This is a genomic window from Streptomyces phaeoluteigriseus, assembly GCF_001896135.2.
Lineage (GTDB): Bacteria > Actinomycetota > Actinomycetes > Streptomycetales > Streptomycetaceae > Streptomyces > Streptomyces phaeoluteigriseus.
The window spans coordinates 130,353-149,724 of record NZ_MPOH02000019.1; the positions used below are offsets into that span (position 1 = coordinate 130,353).

Below are 19,372 nucleotides of genomic sequence, written 5' to 3' on the forward strand. Positions count from 1 at the left end.
GCGGCGATCTCCCGGAGTGTGAGGGCGGCCCTGCTGCGTACGTCTGTGTTACGCGGGCCCTGCCGGGCTTGACACGCCACGGCCTCACCCCATCGTACGTGGCCCGGCGGGGGACGGCCTCCGCAGGGCCACACGGTTCATCCGACGATCACTCGGCGCTCACTTCTTCGAGGGGCTCGCGGAGACCTTCACGCCCTTCTTCAGGAAGCCCATGTCCTCGTAGACGGGGGTCTGGAAACCGAAGGCACCGACGTTGACCAGGTTCTTCCGTACGGCCGTGAGCTGTGGGCGCTGGTAGAGAGGAATCGATCCGGCAGCGGCCCAGATCCGGGCGTCGGCCTTGCGGATCAGGGACCGGCCCTCCTCCTCGTCGAGGGTGGAGACCGCCTGATCGAACAACTGGTCGACCTGGTCGGTGCCGACCCTCGTGTAGTTCTGCTCGACGCTCAGCGAGCCGTCGGCTCCCGGCACCGGCTTGGCGTAGATCGGCCGGGCGTCGGTGGCCGGGAAGGCGGAGGAGGGCCAGGAGTAGAGTGCCAGGTCGTAGTCGCCGGACGCGATGTGGTCCTTGAAGTAGCTCTCGTCGGAGACCTTGGTGGTCTCGGTGCGGATGCCGACCTTCTCCAGCATCCGCGTGATCCGCCCGGCCACCAGGTGCAGGGAGTCCGAGCCCGGACCGGTCGGCAGCACGAACCGCAGGGTGAGCGCCTTGCCGTCCTTGGCCAGCGCCTCGCGCGCGGCACCGGCCGGGGCGGCGGTGCCCCGGGGGGCGTAGGCGCCGGGAGCGCCCTGCCGGTTGAGGTACTGCTTGCCGTCCTGGGCGAGCCGGCTGCCGTGGTCCTCGTGGTCGCGGCCGTGCTCCGCGGGCGCCTTGCCGTCCTGGCCGACGATGTACGTGCCGTCGTCACCTCCCTCCGACCTGTCGTCGCGGCCGGCCTTCTCGCCGTCGCCGGCCTTCCTGTCGCCCTCCGCCTCCTTCTCCCCGTCGGACTTCTCACCCTCGGACCCGGCGGCCTTCTCGCCCTTCTCGCCCTTCTCCACCGGGCCGCCGGCCACCCAGCCCGCGTCCGCGAGCAGCGCCTGCGCCTCCTCGGTGTCCTGGCCGCCGAGCGCGCCGCTGTTGTCGGCGTACGCCTCCTGCCCGGAGAGCGCCAGGTGGCTGCCGACCGGCACGGCGGGCAGGCCGAGCGGCTTCAGCACCACCTTCGCCAGCTCCTTGCGGTCGAGCGCCCTGGCCACCGCCCGGCGCACCCGCTCGTCGGCGAGGGGGCCGTCCGCGCCGTTGAGGGCCAGCTGCGTGTAGGCCGGCTCCAGCGACCTGCGCACCTCGTAGCCCCGCAGCTCCTTCCGCTGCCGCTCCCAGGCGGCGACGGCCCCGCGCAGATCCCCGCGGGCGAGGACATCCCGGTCGCCCTGCTCCTGCTCCTGGTCCGCGTCCGCGTTCTCTTCCGCGTCCTCGTCGGAGGCGTCGACGACGGCCCACGAGTGCAGCGCCTTGGCCGCGGTGCGGCCGGCGCCGGGTCCCGAGAGCGGTCCGGCGGCACCCGCGGCACTGTCGAGGCCGCGGGCCACGGCCGGGTCGATCTCGGCCACCTCGAGGTCGCCCTCGGCGAGGTGGGCGGCCCGCTCATCGCGCGGTACGGCGGTCAGCACGATCTCGGTGAGCTTGGCGGGCCGGCCCCACCAGCGGGGGTTGCGGGTGAGCCGGATCCGGTCCTTCTCGCGGTCGACCTGCTTCAGGGCGAACGGCCCGGCGGTGACCTTGAGCTTGCGCCGCGCCCCGTCGTTGAAGGCGTCGGGCGTGCCCATGACGTCCTTCGGGTACAGCGGGGAGAACAGCGACCGCCAGTCGGCGTAGGGCCGGGCGAAGGTGACCCGGACCTCCAGGTCGTTGGCGCCCCGTTCGATCTTCTCGATGCGGTCGTAGCCGGCGTTGCGGGCGGTCCAGTAGGCGCTGTCCTTGCCGGACAGGGCACGCCACTGGGCGGCGAAGTCGGCGGCGCCGATCTCGCGGCCGTCGCTCCAGACCGCCTGCTGGTCGAGCCGGTACAGGACGACCTGCCGGGGCTCGGTGTCGACGACCTTGGCGGACTCCAGGAAGTCGGGGTTCGCCCTGGGCCGCCCGTTCGCGTCGAGCCGGTACATCGAGGGCAGGACGGCCTGGGCGACCCGGGTGGTGGTGGCGTCGGCGTCGGCCTGGAACGTGTTGAGGGTCTCGGGTACGGCGTCCACGGCCCAGCGCAGCGTGCCGCCGTCGGCGATCTGGGCGCGGGCGGCCGGTGCGATGTCCTGGGCGGCCAGCGGCTTGCCGGCCTCGTCCTCGGCGGAGCAGGCGGAGAGCAGGGGTACCGCGAGCGCCCCCGCGGTGAGGAAGGCGACCGAGCGCAGGGCCGCCGCGCGGGGTCCGAGGCCGTCGTGGGACATCTCTGCTTACCTCCGGGAGCCGCGGGCGTTATGTCACTTTTGCCGGTATATATGGAGCTGATCACATCTATCCGGCCACTGAAGAGGAAAGGGTTCGGCAGCGGACGGCGACACGGCGACGACAGCCGGGAAGCCCACCCGTGCGGCGCAACGCACCACGACATGCACCCCTGGGTCACCCGTACGCATCGGCCAATCGGTGCACGTCCCTTCCCACCGACCGGTGTGACGCGCAACACTCGCAGGCGCATGACCGTTGCCACCCACGGCCGCCAGGCGACGGAAGCGAGGTACGTCATGTCCGTGCACGACGAACTGAGGTCGGTACAGCGCTGCCTCGACGACCTGACCCGGTCGGTCGGGCGGCTGGAGCAGCAGCTGGGCAGCGGAGGGCTGGACATGCGCCGCGTCCGCACCGACACCGAACACCTGCGCGAGAGCGTCGCGATCCTGCGTGAGGCGGCCTCCTCCCCGGCCGCCATCGCCCGCCCGGACCTCGTGACCATCCCCGACACCCCGTACGACGACTCGCTGTGGATCGACACGGACGACGAGGGACTCGGCGCCCGCGACCGCCGCGCCCCCTGACCCGACCGGAGTCACACCTTGGCCACTGGTACGGAACCCCGTCCCCCCGGCGGCGTGCGGAGCAGTACGCGCGCCGCCATCGACGCCCCCCACCTGCGGACCGACCGCTGGTGGCTCGCCCCGGCGGTCACGGCCGCCGGGCTGCTCGCCTTCATCGTGTACTCGACCTGGCGGGCGTTCGCCGACGCCGACTACTACGCGGCGCCGTACGTCTCGCCCTTCTACTCCCCCTGTCTGGCGGAGCGGTGCGAGCCGATGCACGCCGGCCCCAACTGGGAGATCTTCGGCGGCTGGTGGGGGATCTCCCCCGCGATCATCATCCTGATCTTCCCGCTCGGCTTCCGGCTGACCTGCTACTACTACCGCAAGGCCTACTACCGGGGCTTCTGGGCGTCCCCGCCGGCCTGCGCGGTGGCCGAGCCGCACAAGAAGTACACGGGCGAGACCCGCTTCCCGCTGGTGCTCCAGAACATCCACCGGTACTTCTTCTACGCCGCGATCGTCGTCGCCGGAATCCTGACCTACGACACCGTGCTCGCCTTCCGCGACGAGCAATACGCGTGGGGCCACATGGGCCTGGGCACCCTCGTGTTCCTGGTCAACATCGTGCTGATCTGGGCGTACACGATCTCCTGCCACTCCTGCCGGCACATCGTCGGCGGCAAGCTCAGACACTTCTCCAAGCACCCCGTCCGCTACCGGATGTGGCAGTGGGTGGGGAAGCTCAACGCCCGGCACATGCAGCTCGCCTGGGCGTCACTGGTGAGCGTGGCACTCGCCGACTTCTACGTCTATCTCGTCGCGTCCGGCGCCTTCGACGATCCGAGGTTCTTCTAGATGAGTGGGGCCCTTTGATGTCCGTGGTCGACCGCCAGCAGTGGGACGTCGTCGTGGTCGGGGCCGGCGGCGCCGGTCTGCGGGCCGCGATCGAGGCCCGCGAGCGCGGCGCCCGTACGGCCGTGATCTGCAAGTCGCTGTTCGGCAAGGCGCACACCGTGATGGCCGAGGGCGGTATCGCGGCCGCCATGGGCAACGTCAACTCCGGTGACAACTGGCAGGTCCACTTCCGCGACACCATGCGCGGCGGCAAGTTCCTCAACCAGTGGCGGATGGCCGAACTGCACGCCAAGGAGGCCCCGGACCGGGTGTGGGAGCTGGAGACCTGGGGCGCCCTGTTCGACCGGACGCGGGACGGCCGGATCTCGCAGCGCAACTTCGGCGGCCACGAGTACCCGCGCCTCGCCCACGTCGGCGACCGTACCGGCCTGGAGCTGATCCGCACCCTCCAGCAGAAGATCGTGTCGTTGCAGCAGGAGGACTTCGAGGAGAGCGGTGACTACGAGTCCCGGCTGAAGGTGTACCAGGAGTGCACGGTCACCCGGGTCCTCCAGGACACCGCGTCCGACAGCGGCTCCGCCGCGGGCGGCCGGGTCGGCGGGGTCTTCGGCTACGCCCGCGAGTCCGGCCGCTTCTTCGTGCTGGAGGCGCCCGCCGTGGTGATCGCGACCGGCGGGATCGGCAAGTCCTTCAAGGTGACGTCGAACTCGTGGGAGTACACGGGTGACGGCCACGCACTGGCCCTGCTCGCGGGCGCGCCCCTGCTGAACATGGAGTTCGTGCAGTTCCACCCGACGGGCATGGTCTGGCCGCCGTCGGTGAAGGGCATCCTCGTCACCGAGTCGGTCCGCGGTGACGGCGGGGTGCTCAGGAACTCCGAGGGCAAGCGGTTCATGTTCGACTACGTCCCGGACGTCTTCAAGGACAAGTACGCCGAGTCCGAGGAGGAGGGCGACCGCTGGTACGAGGACCCGGACAACAACCGGCGCCCTCCCGAACTGCTCCCCCGCGACGAGGTCGCCCGCGCCATCAACTCCGAGGTCAAGGCGGGCCGCGGCTCCCCGCACGGCGGCGTCTTCCTCGACGTGTCGACACGGATGCCCGCGGAGGTCATCAAGCGCAGGCTGCCGTCCATGTACCACCAGTTCAAGGAGCTGGCGGACGTGGACATCACCGCGGAGGCGATGGAGGTCGGGCCCACCTGCCACTACGTGATGGGCGGCATCGCGGTCGAGTCCGACACGGCCGCCGCCCGCGGGGTGCCGGGGCTGTACGCGGCCGGCGAGGTGGCCGGCGGGATGCACGGCTCCAACCGGCTCGGCGGCAACTCGCTCTCCGACCTGCTGGTGTTCGGCCGCCGGGCGGGCCTGCACGCCGCCGAGTACGCGGCGGGCACCGCCCGGCCCGCCATCGACGACACCCAGGTCGACGCGGCCGCCGCGGAGGCCCTGCGTCCGTTCTCCGCGGAAGCTGCGGAAGCTGCGGAAGCTGCGGAAGCTGCGGAAGCTGCGGTACCCGGGGAGAACGGGAGGCTCGCGGGAGCCGCGCCGGAGAACCCGTACACCCTCCACCAGGAACTCCAGCAGACCATGAACGACCTGGTCGGCATCATCCGCCGGGAGGGCGAGATGGAGCAGGCCCTGGAGACGCTGGCGCGGTTGCGCGTACGGGCCCGGCGGGCCGGGGTGGAGGGGCACCGCCAGTTCAACCCGGGCTGGCACCTCGCGCTGGACCTGCGGAACATGCTGCTGGTCAGCGAGTGCGTGGCGCGGGCCGCCCTGGAGCGCGTCGAGTCGCGCGGCGGCCACACCCGCGAGGACCATCCGGCGATGGACCGCGCCTGGCGCAACGTCAACCTGGTCTGCTCGCTGACCGATCCCGACGACCTGCTGCCCGCCGTCGACCCGGCGCGCGGCCGGATCACCCTCACCCGTGAGACCACCGAGCCCATCCGCCCCGACCTGCTCGCCCTCTTCGAGAAGGAGGAGCTGGTCAAGTACCTCGCCGAAGAGGAGCTGTACGAGTGAGCAGCTACGAGGCCCGTTTCAAGGTGTGGCGGGGTGACGACCGGGGCGGCGGCCTGGCGGACTTCCGGGTCGAGGTCAACGACGGCGAGGTCGTCCTCGACATCGTCCACCGCCTCCAGGCCACCCAGGCACCCGACCTGGCCGTCCGCTGGAACTGCAAGGCGGGCAAGTGCGGTTCGTGCTCGGCGGAGATCAACGGCCGGCCGCGGCTGCTGTGCATGACCCGCATGTCGGTGTTCGACCGGGACGAGACGATCACGGTGACCCCCCTGCGGGCCTTCCCGGTGGTCCGCGACCTGGTGACGGACGTCGGCTTCAACTACCGCAAGGCCAGGGAGGTGCCGGCCTTCGTGCCGCCCGAGGGGGTGGGCCCCGGCGAGTACCGCATGTTCCAGGAGGACGTGGACCGGCCGCAGGAGTTCCGCAAGTGCATCGAGTGTTTCCTGTGCCAGGACACCTGCCACGTGGTCCGCGACCACGAGGAGAACAAGGCGGCGTTCGCCGGCCCCCGGTTCCTCATGCGGATCGCGGAGCTGGACATGCATCCGCTCGACGCGGCCGAGGAGAACGGCCTGGACCGCAAGCGCGCGGCCCAGGACGAACACGGCCTCGGCTACTGCAACATCACCAAGTGCTGCACGGAGGTGTGCCCCGAGGGCATCAAGATCACGGACAACGCGCTGATCCCCCTGAAGGAGCGGGCCGTGGACCGCAAGTACGACCCGCTCGTCTGGCTCGGCAACAGGATCAGGCGGCGGACCTCGTCGGAGTGAGGGCCGTGGCACCTGGGGTCAGGACGAGGCCCGCAGATACCCCGAGTGCGCCACACCGCCCAGGAACGTGAACCGCGTGTCGGTGGCCATGTGCTTGTCGAAGGCCTCCTTGATGCCCGGCCACTTGGGGTGCCCGAAGTCGTCCAGGACGACGATGCCGCCCGGCGCGACGATCTTCTCGGCCCACTCCAGGTCCGCCGCGACACCGGCGGCCGAGTGGTCGCCGTCGACGATGACCACGCCGTAGGAACGGTCGGAGACCAGGGCACGCACCTCGGGATCCTCGGAGAAGCCCTGCTGGATGCGGGTCGCGGCGCCGGCCGCGCCCGCCAGGGAGAGGTTGGTGCGCACGGCGGCCTCCCGCACGGGTGTGCCCGAGGCGTCGTCCGACATGGTGGTGCCGGGCTGCAACTGGGTCCCGGCGAGCGGGTCGACGATCGTCAGCCGGGGGTCTCGGCCCGCGCGCTCCATCATGCGGATGAGGGCCGCGCCGAACATCCCGTACAGGGTGCCGATCTCCAGCATGTCGTCGTTCGGCGGATCGAGCAGCGGTACGGCGGACAGCTTGCCGACGATGTTCATCGTGCCGCCGGCGATCCGGCCGACCCCGAGCGCCTCCAGGGCGATGAGCAGCCGGAACGCCTGGGCGACACTGCGCTCGGCGTCGGCCCGGTCGCCGGTCACCGCGGCGAGTTCGTCGATCAGCTGGTTCAGGTGGGTCGCGGACGGCATGCGCGCCATGCCGCGCCCGGTGCCGTCGAAGAAGATTTCCAGGGGGCGCTGGCGGTTGCGGAGCGCCTGGAGTTCCTGCTGAACCGCGTCGAGGGAGACGTCCGGGGCGGCGCGCCGCTCATCGCGGACGGCGCGGCGCACCTGGCGCTCGATGCGCTGGTCGATGAGTTCGGCCACCGGGCGCAGGGCTCGACGGACGGCCTTACTGGTGAGTAGCGATCGCATCAGAGTGTGACCCTTACAGGGATAGGAGATCTGGACGCTAGGGCGCTCACAGACCATGCACAACCAACACAGGCGGCCTTGGAAGCAAAGCTCGCATGACGTCCCGGCGACGGTTCGATGGCGTCCCAGGTGGCGGGGCGAAAGCCACGCGTGACGGGACGCCGGGCCGGGTATCAGCGCACCCAGCCCTCGCGGTACGCCGTCCAGTCCGCCTCCTCCGCCGCGAAGTCCACGTACAGCGCGACACCGAAGTTCGCGCGGTCGGCGTCGGTGCGGGACAGGCCCAGGCGGACGCCCCGGACGCCGGCGGGGACGGTCTCCGCGTGATTCCAGTGGCCGAAGCGGTTCTCGTGGTAGAAGGGCAGGCCCATCAGCAGGTCGGTGGTGGGCGGGGCGACCTCCAGGGCGAGGGAGGTCTGCTGGGCGACGTAGCCGCCGAAGGTGCTCTCCAGCGGCTGGATGGTGTCGTACGACATGACGGCGATCTGGTCGACGCGGCGGGCGACCTCGCCGAAGAACTTCTGCGACCACCACTTCGGGTGGCCGGTGGTCGTACCCCAGAAGGAGTGGAAGCCGGGCACCGGGTCGATCTGGTGGGCGGCGACGGACAGGGGCGCGTCCTGGGCGGCGGTGACGCGGTGCAGGGCGTCGAGGAGGGTCAGGTAGTTCCGGTCGCCGGAGTGCAGGGGCTCCAGGTCGAAGTGGACGCCGTCGAAGCCGGTGGCGAGGATCTCGCGCGTGGACCGTACGACCGCCGCGCGCGTCTTTGGGCGCTCCAGCCGCATACCGTGCGGGCTCTCGCTGGCGAGCACGTCACCGAGCCAGGCCTGGACCCGGATCTGCGGCATCTCCCGGTGGACGGCGGCGATGAACCAACGCGCGTTCGGATACGACGACTCGGGAAGCGTGCCGTCGTGCTCCAGGGGCCCGGAGTGGACGTACAGGTCGCGGATTCCGGTGTCCTTCAGACGGGCGGCCAGGGCCGTCACGTCGGCGTCCTTCTTGCGGCCGTCCACCCAGGCGTGGCCGAGCCAGATGGCGTCCTTGCCTCGGGTGTACGTGCCGTCGGCCGGGTCGCCCAGGTAGTTGACACGCAACGCGGTGAGGCCGACGAGGACCGGGAGCACGAGGAGAAGGAGGGGCACGGCCAGCGCGATCCGTATCCTGCGCCGGCGCAGGCGCCGACGCCGCAGCAGGGCCGCTTCCTCGGCGGGCGCCTCGGAGGGCTTTTCGGCAGACGCCCCGGCAACCTTCTCGGCGGGCTCGCCAGGCGCCGCCTCCGCCTCCGTGTCCGGCGCCGCCTCCGTGCCCGGCGTCACCCTCGCCTCCGTGTCCGGCGTCTCCTCCGCGTCCGTACCGGTGGACTGGTCCGTCACTGCTCCCCCTCTGTGTCGCCCGCCCCACGTGCCCCGTCTCGGGTGTATCCGGGTCGCGTGACCGCATGGGCGGCCATACGCTCCCGAATGTGACGTCGTCCAAGCTCCGAGGCCGGTCGCGGCGGGCCGGTCCGCAGGTGTCCGTGCGGGTGGTGCTCGCCGTGCTGGGCGGAGTGACGGGGATCGCGTGGCTGGTGTTGCCGGGGATGACGACGAGAACGGACGCTCCGGTTGCGATCACCGGACCCGTCGCCGCCTCGCCGGCCGTGGCACCCGCAAAGGACGGGGCGTCGACCGCCGACCTGGTCCTGCCGCTCGTCGCGGCCGGCGCGGCCGGGGCGCTCGCGGGGTACGGCTACCTGCGCCGCGTCCGACGCGCCCGCACCCGGACGACACCGGGCGGCAGCACCCCCTCCCCACCGCGGACAGAGCCAGGCGTACCGGACGACCGGGCCCGCACGGCCTCGTCGCCGCCGACGACCGGGTCCGGGCCGCCCGCGACGAACTCGGGTTTCCACGGGAGCTGTTCGGCGCGGAGGCGGTGGCGCCCTTCGCCGATGCGCTGCGCGAGGCCGAGCGGGAACTGGCCGCCGCGTTCCGGATGCGGCAACGCCACGACGACGGCGTACCGGAGGATCCGGTGGCCCGTCGGCAGGCACTCGCCGGGATCGTCGGGCGGTGCGCCGAGGCCGAACGGCGCCTGGACGCGGCGGCGGACGGCTTCCGGCGACTGCGGGGGCTGGAGCAGGGGGTGGGTGAGGCGCTGGCGGTCGCGGAGGCGCGGTTCCGGGAGCTGACCGGGCGGACGCCCGCGGCCGAGGCGGTCCTCGGCGAGCTGCGTGAGCGGTACGCGGCCACGGCGAGCGCCACCGTCACCGGGTACGTCGAACAGGCCAAGGACCGGCTGGTGTTCGCCACCGTCCGGCTCAACCAGGCCCGTCAGACGGACGACGCGGGCCACCCCGAGGAGGCGGCCCGGCACCTGCGTACCGCCGAGAGCGCCGTCGCCCAGGCCGCCGTCCTCGTCGGGGCCGTGGAGCGGACCGCGGCCGAACTGCGGGAGGCCGACGGGCTGCTCCCGGCCGCGCTGACCGGAGCGGAGGCCGAACTGGCCCCCCTGCGGGATACGGCAGGCACCGAGGCCCTCGCCCACGTGCTGCGCGCCGACGCGGTGCTGTCCCGCGTGCGCCAGGAACTGACGTCGGGACGGCCGTACGACCCGGTCGGCATCCTCCGCCGCGTCGTGGGGGCGATCTCAGCACCGGAACCGCCACGGGCCGGGGTGCTCGCGGCCGCCGGCCGGCTCACCGCCCGCAGCGCCACCGCCGCGGCGGCCGACTTCGTCGCGACGCACCGGGGGGGCGGTCGGCGCCACCTCCCGCACCCGCCTCGCGGAGGCCCACCGCCTCCTGGCCGACGGCGACACCGCCGGGGCCGACGCCCTGGCCCTGGAGGCCCGCGCCCTGGCCGAACAGGACGTACGCGTGCGGGGCAACCCGTACACCCCTGCGCCACCCGTCCCCGACGCCTCCCGCCCGGCGCCCACCGCCGGAACCGCCGGCGCCGTCCTGGGCGGCATCCTGCCGGCCGACGACCCGGAGAACGCCCACCCGGCCGGGTTCACGGGACGACCGGGCGCGTCCCGGACGCCACCCGCGTAGGGGCGGCGGGCCGTCAGAAGAGGCTCAGCAGCGCCTCCGCCGGGTCCGCGAGGCCCGTCTCACCGTCGGGGAGCGGGAGTTCGAACCAGACCGTCTTCCCGCGGGGCGTGCGGCGGGAGCCCCAGGCGGCGGAGAGCAGGCCGACGAGCTGGAGGCCCCGGCCGCCCTCGTCGGTGTCGCGGGCGCGGCGGCGGCGCGGCTGGACGAGGCCGGAGTCCCACACCTCGCAGACCAGGGTGCGGTCGAGCAGCAGCCGTAGCCTGATCTCCCCCTCGCCGTAGCGGAGCGCGTTCGTCACCAGTTCGCTGACGAGGAGTTCCGTGGTGTCGACGAGCGGTTCCATGTCCCAGCTGAGCAGTTGCCCGCGGGCGTACTCGCGGGCGCGGCCCACGCTGCGCGGCTCGCGCGGCAGCGTCCAGTCGCCGACGGAGTCGGCGGGCAGACCCTGGACGCGGGCCATCAGCAGCGCGATGTCGTCCTCGCCGTGGTGGGTGTCGAGGGTGTTGAGGACGTGGTCGCAGACGTCCTCCAGGGGGCTCGCGGGATCCGTCAGGGCGCCCACGAAGGCCTGGAGGCCCTCGTCGAGGGGGTGGTCGCGGGATTCGACCAGTCCATCCGTGTAGAGCGCGAGCAGCGCGCCCTCGGGGAGTTCGACCTCGACCTCCTCGAAGGGCTCCCCGCCGACGCCGAGCGGCATGCCCGGCGGCACGTCGAGCATCAGCGCGGGCTCGCCGGGTTCGACGAGCACGGGCGGCAGATGGCCGGCGTTGGCGAAGGTGCACCTGCGGGTCACCGAGTCGTACACCGCGTACACGCAGGTCGCGAGGTACACCTCGGACAGGTCGGCCTCGCGGGGCCGGCGGGCGGCACGGGTGGCCTGCTGGACGCCGCCGGGGGCGCCGAGGCCGCGCGCGATCTCGTCCAACGCGGAGAGCACCTCGGCCGGTTCGAGGTCGAGGAGGGCGAGGGTCCGGACGGCGGTGCGGAGTTCGCCCATGGCGACCGCCGCCCGCAGCCCGCGCCCCATCACGTCGCCGACCACCAGGGCCGTACGGTGGCCGGGCAGTTCGATGACGTCGAACCAGTCGCCGCCGACCTCGCTGGGGCGGCCCGAGGCGACGCTGCCCGGCAGGTAGCGGCAGGCGATGTCCAGGCCGGAGGCGACCGGGTCGCCCGGCGGCAGCAGCGACCGCTGGAGCATCAACGCCCGCTCGTGCTCGCGCCGGTACAGCCGCGCGTTGTCGATACAGACCGCCGCCCGCGCCGCCAGCTCCACCGCGAGATCCCGGTCCCGGTCCCCGAACGGCTCGCTGCCCTTCGTCCGCGAGAACTGCGCGAGGCCCACGACCGTGTCGTGCGCGACCATCGGAATGGCGAGCGTGGACTGCACGAGGCCGCCCTCCTCGCCGGGGATGCTTCCCGGACGGCCGGTGCGCAGGGCGTCCGCATGGGGCGAGTTGAACGGGAAGTGGTGGACCGCGCCGACCGCGACGGCCGTACCGCCGCCCGTCAGGGGCCCGTCGGACACGGCGGACGAGAAGGCCACCCGGCGCAGCTCGGCGCTGCCGTCGGCGAGGCCGGGCGGGGTCTCGTCGCCGGCCAGGAGCCCCTGGTAGAGGTCGACGGTGGCCAGGTCGCAGAATCCGGGCACGACGACGTCGAGGAGTTCGCGCGCGGTCGTCTCCAGGTCGAGGGAGTTCCCTATGCGGGCGCCGCCTCGTTCAGCAGCGCGAGGTTGCGCCGTGCGGCGGCGGCCTCGCGGGCGGCGGCGCGGCGGGCCGTGATGTCGGTGCCGAGCCAGGCGACGCCGATGGGCCGGCCGGAACCGCTGTGCACCCGGTAGAGGTTGATGGACCAGTGCCGGCGCTCGTCCGAGCCCGGCACGAAGCCCGTGACGTGCATGTCCGTGATGGAGTCGCCGGTCTCCAGGACCCGGCGCAGGACCGCGCTGACCCGCTCGGCCTCGGGCCTCGGCAGATAGTCCTGGACGCCCTTGCCGCGGTGGTCGTCGGGGGTGCCGCCGAAGACGGACGCGAACCGCTCGTTGGCGCGGCGGACCCGCAGTTCGGGGTCGATCAGCAGGAAGCCGAACGGGGATTGACCGAATATCGCCTGCGAGGCGGCCAGGTCGGTCTCGATGCTGCGGAGCGTGCGGACGTCGACGACGATGCAGACGGCGGCCTTCTCACCCTCCGGGGTACGCGTCGGCATGACGTACACCTCGGCGAGGCCCTGCTCGCCGCGCGCCCCGTCCTCGGCGTCGGGCAGCCGGAAGGGGAGGACACCGGTCCACTCCCGGCCGTCGAGGATCTCGGCCATCTTGCGCTGGCCGCGCTCGCGCCGGTCGGGGTCGACGAACGCGTCGATGGGGTCCATGCCGACGGCCCGGTCGGCGGGGATGCCGAAGATCTGCTCGGCGCGCAGGCTCCACTGGTCGACGAGACCGTCGGGGCCGATCGAGAAGGAGGCGACCTTGATGTAGTCGTAGATGGAGCCGGGCGGACTGCTCTGCCACAGGCTGTCGCCGGCCGGCACCTCGCCCTCGCCGTCGGCAAGGGTGTGTCCGGCGTCGCCCGCGAGCGCACCCGCGGTCTCCGCCCTCGCGCCGCCCGACGGGTCCTCGGACTCCGTGGCCTTCGCTGGTATCTCGCTCACGCGAACCGTCCCCTCCAGCTCACCGCGCCCGGCACCGGTCACCGGTTGCGGCTGCCCGCAGTATCCAGCACTACGGCGCCGCACGACACGGTGTTCACGATCACAGCACGGTCCAGGCTTTTTTCGGACCGTCCCGTGACAACACTTCCAGTCTTCTAACCAGCGGACACGTCGTCGAACCACACCTGACGGCACGGGTCGCGGGACTGGTGTCCGGGCGGCCGCCGGCCACGTCGCCGGCCGGGCCGCCGTGGCCCGGATCCCCGGCCTCGTGCGCGGTCGGTCCCGGCCTTCCGCCCCCGCGCGAGGGGCGGGATTCAGCCGGGACCCGGCCAGGAGTTCAGCCGGGGACCGCCAGCTCGAACCAGACCGTCTTGCCCGTGCTTCCCAGCCTGCTCCCCCAGCGGCGCGAGGAGGAGGCGACCAGTTGCAGTCCGCGGCCGCTCTCGTCCTCGGGCCGGGCGGCCCGCTCGCGGGGTGGGTCCGGCACCGGGTCGGAGACCTCGACGAGAAGCACCCCGGGCAGTCCGGCGGGCCGGACCAGACGGACCCCGATGGGACCGGTGGCGTGCCGCAGGGCGTTCGTCACGAGTTCGCTGACCAGCAGGGCGGCGATGTCACCGAGGCTGTCGAGGCCCCAGCCGCGCAACTGCCCCCGGACCGCGGCGCGGGCGGTGCGTACGGCGCCGGGTTCCGCGGGGAACGTCCACTCGGCGCGATCGCCTTCGGTGTGGATCACGCCGATCACTTCCCGGGCCAGCGAAGTACCCACCCATGTCTGGTTTCGTGGGGTTAATGGGGACATACCCGATATACGGGATGCAGTACCCCGAGACGGCGCATGGAGGCACCGAGGGCGCGCAAGGGCGGCGCGAGGAGGGCGGTAGGTCAGTCTCGGTCGGCCGCCGCCTGCGGCGGCTCTCCGGCGTCAGCACCGGCTCGCTCACCGGCCCTCAGCCGCGTGGCCACTTCCCGTACGGCCGGGATGTCCTGGTCGAGCCAGTCGACGTCCCAGATCTCCCCGGGCGTGAGCCAGCGCAGGCCGTCGTGGTCCTGGAGCGGGGCGGGAGCGGCGGAGGCGGGCTCCAGGCGCGCGGTCCACACCTGCAGGGCGTAGGGCGGCCGTAGCGGCCACTCCCCCGGGACGCGCTCCACGGTCCGCGCGTCGACGCCGAGTTCCTCGCGCAGTTCGCGGACGAGGGCTTCCTCGGGCCGCTCACCCGGTTCGACCTTGCCGCCGGGCAGTTCCCAGCGTCCGGCGAGTTCGGGGGGCGCGCTGCGGCGTGCGGCGAGCAGGCGGTCGCCGTCGAGAAGGGCGGCTCCGACCACCACGATCCGTTCCGTCATGTGCCGGAGCCTACGGGAGCATCCAGAGGAGCGGCCGGGGTGTCGGGTCGCCCCCTCGTCGCCGTTCAGTCGTGTGCGCCGTCGCCGTTCTGCCCGATGCGTTCGACCCAGTAGAGCTGCTTGTGGCCGCGCTGGTCGAGGCTGTCCGCGATCTTCTGGGCCTCGGCGCGGGTCGCGTACCGGCCGACGCGGTAGCGATTGCCGTTGTCGTCCTGGCGTATGACGAGCCAGGGCAGCGAGACGGTGCTGTCGTTCATCGCACCTCACGCCCCCTTCTCGCCCCGGCCAGGTCGGATCCCGTCCGCGGTGCGACCCGCGTCCCGCCCTCTGAGGAAACCGCAGTCCGCATATGCCCGAGCGTACGCCTAACCTTTACGCAGCGAACACGGCTTTTCACAAACAGGTACGCAACCAGCCAAGGCACAGGGGGCGCACGGGACCGAACGCGCCGTCCGCGCAACGTGATGCCTCCGGTCGGCGGGCTGCCGGACACGTGGCGGGCGACCTGCGGGAACGCACGGAAACGACCGGATTCCGACGGCCCCCGGAAGGCCGCGCGGCGGGCTGTTTCCGGGGGCAACTGCCAGGGGGGTGTGCGCCGCTGCCGCAAGGGTGTGCGCCGCTTCACCCCCGCACCGGGTCGGGCGTCCCCGTCACCTCACCGGCAGGTGGTAGGCGACCTGGTAGCGGTCGGCGGGGATGACCACGTCGGCCGTCTCGACCGGGCGGCCCGAGGCGTAGTACGTGCGCTGGACGACCAGGACGACATGCCCCGGTACGCCGCCGAGGGCGAGGAGTTCCTCGGCGAGGCCGGGGCGGGCGCCGACCTCCTCGGTGACGTTGTCCACGATCACGTCGATGGCGCGCATGCGCTCGACGACGCCCATGCCGCCGAGCGGACCCTCCTCGGGGAGCATCACGGGCGTGCGGCCGGTGACGGCGAGGGGCTCCCAGGAGGTGGAGAGCATCATCGCCTCGCCGGCCTCGCGGAACACGTACCTGGTGCACATCACACGGTCGCCGGGCTTGACGGCGAGCCGCTCGGCGACCGCCCGGCTCGCCTCGGCCTGCTCGCTGCGGGACTCCCAGGTGCCGCGCGCCCGGGAGTCGGCCTGCTCCTGCCGGAAGGGCGTCGCGCCGGTCTCCGGGCGGTACCCGGAGCGGGCGATCCGGCGTGGCACGGGCCGCTCGCGCACGTACGTCCCCGAACCGGAGCGGCCCTCGACCAGGCCCTCGGCCATCAGCACCTTGCGCGCCTCCAGCGCGACGGTGTCGGAGACGCCGTACTCCTCACGGATGCGAGCCTGGGACGGGAGGCGGGTGTGCGGTGGCAGCGAGCCGTCGACGATCTGCTTGCGGAGATCGCCCGCGACCCGCAGGTACGCAGGCTGCTCACCGAATGTCACTGGCCGCTCCCATCAGCTTGTACAGACAGCTACAGCGTGGCAACCATCAGTTGTCCTGTGCAAGCAAAGGCCAGAGAATCACTCGATGTGATGACTTCTCCCGGGGAAGGGCTTTACGCAGGCAGTTTCTCCCCGCTATGGAAGCGATCACACGTCCAGGCCGCCGTCACCGCCCCCGCCGCTGCCGCCCCCGCTGTCGTCCTCGTACGCCGGCGGGGTGGTGGCCAGCCCCAGAGCCTCGCGGGCGGTGACGGTCTCGTCGCCGTCGACGTAGGAGTAGGCGGTGTCGTAGTGCTCGTAGAAGGTGTCCACGTCGGAGGCCGTCGACGCCGCCGTCCACTCCTTGCCGGCCTTGCCCATGGTCTTCACGAGGTCGGCGACGGGCTGGCGGGCGGCGGACTGCCAACTGCGCCCGTTCAGCGCCTCGGCCTGCTCGGCGGTCGCGTCCGCCACGTCTTTGGCCCAGGCCTTGTTGACGTCCAGGTCGTCCTCGGCGTACTCCTCGGGTTCCTCGTAGAGCGCGTCGTCGAGGGCGTTGACGGCCTCGAGGAAGGCCAGTTGATCGGCGGTCAGCGTCGTGGCGTCGGAGCGCAGCGAGCCGGTCAGCTTGGACCGCTCGTCGGTGTGGGCGAAGACGCACACGATCTGGCGGTCGCCCCACTCCCAGCTCTCACGGGTGGGCGTGAGGTGGTAGACGTCGATCTCGTCGGTCAGCGTCCAGGTGTCCATCGTGTACCGGCTCTCGAGGGTGTAGCACTTGTCCTCGGCCTCGTCCGCCACGTGCGCGTCGCCCGGGTAACTCCCGCCGGAGAGCCGGACGGTGCCGAACACCTCGCCCTCGTGCTCACCGGCGCAGTCCACCGTGTCGACGTCGTAGACGTCCTCGTCGATCGAGTCGCCCGGCACGTCGAAGCAGTCGCCCTTGACCAGGGAGAGGCTGGAGTTGCCGTTCGCGCCCTCCTTGAAGCCCTCCCAGAACGAGGAGGCGCCTCCGGTGGCCAGCATCACCACCCACAGCGCGAGCCCGAGCGAGGACAGCACGGCCCCGCCGATCGCCATGCCCGTGCCACGCTCCCCCCGCTTCTTGATCTGGAGCAGCGCGATGACGCCGAGCACCAGGCCGACGGCCGGCAGGAAGCACAGCACGCCGAGGACGAGGGCGGCGATCGCGACCCCGTTGACCGGCGCGGGCCGGTTGAGGGGCAGGTACCCCTGCCCCCAGACCGCGTACGGCGCACCCGCGTACGGCGCCCCCGGGTACGGCCCCTGGGGCGCCTGCGGGCCGTACGGCTGCTGCGGATACGGACCGGGACCCTGCGGCTGCGGCGGCCCGTACGGGTCCTGAGGCTGCTGGGGCCCGGGGGGCGGGGGTATGGACACGAGTACCGTGCTCCTGGATCAGACGGGCGGGCGGGGCGGGCCGCACCAGGCTGCACACGGCGATGCAGAACTGACGTACGACTGGGCGCATGGTAAGCGCGGTACGCGCGGGGGCGGTACGGGAGGCATGAATACGACGATCCGGGCGGTGACCTGGCGTGCTCGGTGACCACCCCGTCTCCTCGGCCGCCGCACCCAGCCGTCACCGCAGCCGCCCGCCTCGCCGGCCAAGGGGCAGCCTCCGGAAGGCGCAAACCCGTTCCGCCGTACGCACGTTGGACCACACCCGACGGTCCTCACCACCGTCGGGCGTCCAAGGGGGCCGGTGGCCGGGTGTCCGGCGGGCACCGGCCCCCCCCCAGGTCACGCGGCCAGGGCAGCCGGGGCCGTGCCCGCGTGCTCCCGGCCGGCCGGCTCCGGGCGGTGCTCCTCGGCCTCGGCCAGCAGGCCCATGAGCGTCACGCGGGCGCGGGCCACACGGGAACGGACCGTCCCCACGGGGCAGTCGCTCACCGCGGCCGCCTCGGCGTACGGCAGGCCCAGGAGTTGGGTGAGGGTGAACGCCTCACGGCGCTCGTCGGGCAGTGCGGCCAGCAGGTCGAGGAGCGCGACGCCGTCGTCGAAGCCGGGCAGCCCGCGCGGCTGAGCGTGCTCGACCGCCAGGCGCCAGTCCCGTACGTCGGACAGGCGCGGCCGGGCGGCGGTGTGCCGCAAGCTGTCGATCACCGCACGACGCGCGATGGACAGCAACCAGGTACGGGCCGAGCAGCGGCCCTCGAAACGGTGCAGGCTGCCGAGCGCCCGCAGGAACGTGTCCTGGGCCAGGTCGTCGGCGGCCTGGGGGTCCGCCGAGAGGTGGGCGACGTAGCGTACGACGTCGCGGTGCAGGGCTCGTACGAAACGCTCGACGGCGTCCGGGTCGCCGTCACGGGCGGCCAGCGCCAGGGCGGTTGTCGACTCGTCACCCGACGTCGTCGTGTCGCGCGAGGCGAGCAGGGCAGGATCGGTCACCTGGTGTCCTTCTCGGGTCGTCCGGGATCCGGGACCCGCACGTGGGCGGGGCCGGTCCGGCGAGTGGAGTGGGCTGAGGGCCGTACGAGGACGTACGACCGAGGCCCGAGGCGCACACGGGCAGCCTCGGGGAACCGGCTGTCTTCAGACGACAGCGGTCCCCACGGGCGGCCCCCGAGAAGTGATCGCGTGGACGAGCAGCAGTGTTCGCGGCGCCCGGTCCGAGCGGCGGCGTACACGCAGGCGCGGGCGGTCGGGTGGCGTCGGCAGGGCGAGCGGCAGCCGCAGCGGCACGGTCAGCCGGCCGACCACGGCCCGCAGGATGCGGAAGGCGGCACGTTCCCCGTACGCGAGCCACAGGCCGCACAGCAACGCGGCCAGCAGGTGGGCGGAGACCATGCCGAACGACGACGTACCGCCCACGGCGTGCCCGAGATGGTCCATGTGGCCTGTGTCCATGGAATCCACGGAGTCCACGTGCAGGGAACCCATGTGCATGGAGCCCATGTCGTGTGCCCCGGAACTCATGTCCATCGAGGCCGTGTCACCGGATGCCGGAGCCACGGGGTGCGCACCGGACCGGGCCAGGGAGAACGCCGAGTGCAGGGCCGTCTGTGCGGCGACCACGACGGACACGACCAGCGGAAGCCCGCGCTCACGGCCTGCCAGACACCAGCCCACGGCGCCGGTCGCCGCCGCACCGGCGGCCAAGGTCCACCACGGCACCCGGCTGCCGGACATCAGCACGTGCCCCAGGGCGGCGAGCAACACACAGACGGCCGCGAACACCGCGGCCCGAAGCGTGCGAGAACACCACCCAGCAGTCATGACGGGCCTCATCCTTGCATCCGGGGTGCGGTCGTCAGGGTGAGGTACGGAAACCGCCCCGGCAGCAGGCTCAATCCGGGACACGTGATCCAGAACACAGCA

At 72.5% G+C, this 19,372-nt stretch carries 16 protein-coding genes and 1 pseudogene; 5 read left to right on the plus strand and 12 right to left on the minus strand.

All coding sequences use genetic code 11. The features are described 5' to 3' along the window. Positions 1–159 precede the first annotated feature (159 nt). On the minus strand, positions 160–2,424 hold the full coding sequence (locus BM536_RS30165) for an ABC transporter family substrate-binding protein (RefSeq protein ID WP_073491993.1): 2,265 nt from the start codon (positions 2,422–2,424) through the stop codon (positions 160–162). A gap of 297 nt (positions 2,425–2,721) precedes the next feature. On the opposite strand from BM536_RS30165, the gene BM536_RS30170 reads away from it, so the two are divergent. Genes BM536_RS30170 through BM536_RS30185 form a run of 4 tightly spaced genes read left to right on the plus strand, consistent with a single transcriptional unit; the run spans position 2,722 to position 6,649 of the window. Continuing rightward, complete coding sequence (locus tag BM536_RS30170; protein WP_073491994.1) at positions 2,722–3,012, plus strand: hypothetical protein; 291 nt, start codon at positions 2,722–2,724, stop codon at positions 3,010–3,012. An 18-nt stretch (positions 3,013–3,030) separates the two neighbouring features. Further along, on the plus strand, positions 3,031–3,849 hold the full coding sequence (locus tag BM536_RS30175) for a hypothetical protein (RefSeq protein WP_073491995.1): 819 nt from the start codon (positions 3,031–3,033) through the stop codon (positions 3,847–3,849). A 17-nt stretch (positions 3,850–3,866) separates the two neighbouring features. Beyond that, the gene (locus BM536_RS30180) at positions 3,867–5,876 is read left to right on the plus strand and encodes a fumarate reductase/succinate dehydrogenase flavoprotein subunit (protein WP_073491996.1); all 2,010 of its coding nucleotides are present in this window, start codon (positions 3,867–3,869) and stop codon (positions 5,874–5,876) included. Then, on the plus strand, positions 5,873–6,649 hold the full coding sequence (locus BM536_RS30185) for a succinate dehydrogenase/fumarate reductase iron-sulfur subunit (RefSeq protein ID WP_073491997.1): 777 nt from the start codon (positions 5,873–5,875) through the stop codon (positions 6,647–6,649). Before BM536_RS30180 ends, BM536_RS30185 begins: the two co-directional genes overlap by 4 nt. 18 nt (positions 6,650–6,667) lie before the next feature. Here BM536_RS30185 and BM536_RS30190 read toward each other — a convergent pair whose 3' ends face one another. The 3 genes from BM536_RS30190 to BM536_RS43345 form a co-directional block, all read right to left on the minus strand. Continuing rightward, positions 6,668–7,606: a class I SAM-dependent methyltransferase gene (locus tag BM536_RS30190; protein ID WP_073491998.1), complete on the minus strand. Its 939-nt coding sequence runs from the start codon at positions 7,604–7,606 to the stop codon at positions 6,668–6,670. A 173-nt stretch (positions 7,607–7,779) separates the two neighbouring features. Further along, positions 7,780–8,982, minus strand: coding sequence for a hypothetical protein (locus tag BM536_RS30195; protein ID WP_073491999.1), 1,203 nt, complete (start codon positions 8,980–8,982; stop codon positions 7,780–7,782). 355 nt (positions 8,983–9,337) lie between these two features. After that, on the minus strand, positions 9,338–10,135 hold the full coding sequence (locus BM536_RS43345; RefSeq protein ID WP_245873876.1) for a hypothetical protein: 798 nt from the start codon (positions 10,133–10,135) through the stop codon (positions 9,338–9,340). Between the two features lie 331 nt (positions 10,136–10,466). Here BM536_RS43345 and BM536_RS43350 point away from each other — a divergent pair, with 331 nt between their 5' ends. Further along, positions 10,467–10,643 carry a hypothetical protein gene (locus BM536_RS43350; RefSeq protein ID WP_245873877.1) on the plus strand — a complete coding sequence of 59 codons (177 nt, stop codon included), beginning with the start codon at positions 10,467–10,469 and terminating at the stop codon, positions 10,641–10,643. A 13-nt stretch (positions 10,644–10,656) separates the two neighbouring features. Here BM536_RS43350 and BM536_RS30205 read toward each other — a convergent pair. The 8 genes and pseudogenes from BM536_RS30205 to BM536_RS30240 form a co-directional block, all read right to left on the minus strand. After that, positions 10,657–13,298, minus strand: a pseudogene (locus BM536_RS30205) (SpoIIE family protein phosphatase). A 340-nt stretch (positions 13,299–13,638) separates the two neighbouring features. Then, entirely contained in the window at positions 13,639–14,103 is a 465-nt protein-coding gene (locus tag BM536_RS30210) for an ATP-binding protein (protein WP_211362977.1), read from the minus strand. 83 nt (positions 14,104–14,186) lie between these two features. Further along, the gene (locus BM536_RS30215) at positions 14,187–14,645 is read right to left on the minus strand and encodes a (deoxy)nucleoside triphosphate pyrophosphohydrolase (protein ID WP_073492001.1); all 459 of its coding nucleotides are present in this window, start codon (positions 14,643–14,645) and stop codon (positions 14,187–14,189) included. A gap of 65 nt (positions 14,646–14,710) precedes the next feature. Continuing rightward, positions 14,711–14,902: an SPOR domain-containing protein gene (locus BM536_RS30220; RefSeq protein ID WP_073492002.1), complete on the minus strand. Its 192-nt coding sequence runs from the start codon at positions 14,900–14,902 to the stop codon at positions 14,711–14,713. Positions 14,903–15,298: 396 nt separating this feature from the next. After that, positions 15,299–16,051, minus strand: a complete 753-nt coding sequence (locus tag BM536_RS30225; RefSeq protein ID WP_094103741.1) for a GntR family transcriptional regulator — start codon at positions 16,049–16,051, stop codon at positions 15,299–15,301. A 147-nt stretch (positions 16,052–16,198) separates the two neighbouring features. Then, complete coding sequence (locus BM536_RS30230) at positions 16,199–17,431, minus strand: DUF4190 domain-containing protein (protein WP_073492003.1); 1,233 nt, start codon at positions 17,429–17,431, stop codon at positions 16,199–16,201. A 363-nt stretch (positions 17,432–17,794) separates the two neighbouring features. Beyond that, positions 17,795–18,442, minus strand: a complete 648-nt coding sequence (locus BM536_RS30235) for a sigma-70 family RNA polymerase sigma factor (protein ID WP_094103742.1) — start codon at positions 18,440–18,442, stop codon at positions 17,795–17,797. Between the two features lie 144 nt (positions 18,443–18,586). Continuing rightward, complete coding sequence (locus BM536_RS30240; RefSeq protein ID WP_073492004.1) at positions 18,587–19,270, minus strand: hypothetical protein; 684 nt, start codon at positions 19,268–19,270, stop codon at positions 18,587–18,589. Positions 19,271–19,372 lie beyond the last annotated feature (102 nt).

Excerpts from the sequence above, each read along its gene's own strand:
- BM536_RS30165 (WP_073491993.1), bottom strand. The coding sequence starts at position 2,424 with ATGTCCCACGACGGCCTCGGACCCCGCGCGGCGGCCCTGCGCTCGGTC.
- BM536_RS30170 (WP_073491994.1), top strand. The coding sequence starts at position 2,722 with ATGTCCGTGCACGACGAACTGAGGTCGGTACAGCGCTGCCTCGACGAC.
- BM536_RS30180 (WP_073491996.1), top strand. The coding sequence starts at position 3,867 with ATGTCCGTGGTCGACCGCCAGCAGTGGGACGTCGTCGTGGTCGGGGCC.
- BM536_RS30190 (WP_073491998.1), bottom strand. The coding sequence starts at position 7,606 with ATGCGATCGCTACTCACCAGTAAGGCCGTCCGTCGAGCCCTGCGCCCG.
- BM536_RS30210 (WP_211362977.1), bottom strand. The coding sequence starts at position 14,103 with ATGTCCCCATTAACCCCACGAAACCAGACATGGGTGGGTACTTCGCTG.
- BM536_RS30215 (WP_073492001.1), bottom strand. The coding sequence starts at position 14,645 with ATGACGGAACGGATCGTGGTGGTCGGAGCCGCCCTTCTCGACGGCGAC.
- BM536_RS30220 (WP_073492002.1), bottom strand. The coding sequence starts at position 14,902 with ATGAACGACAGCACCGTCTCGCTGCCCTGGCTCGTCATACGCCAGGAC.
- BM536_RS30240 (WP_073492004.1), bottom strand. The coding sequence starts at position 19,270 with ATGACTGCTGGGTGGTGTTCTCGCACGCTTCGGGCCGCGGTGTTCGCG.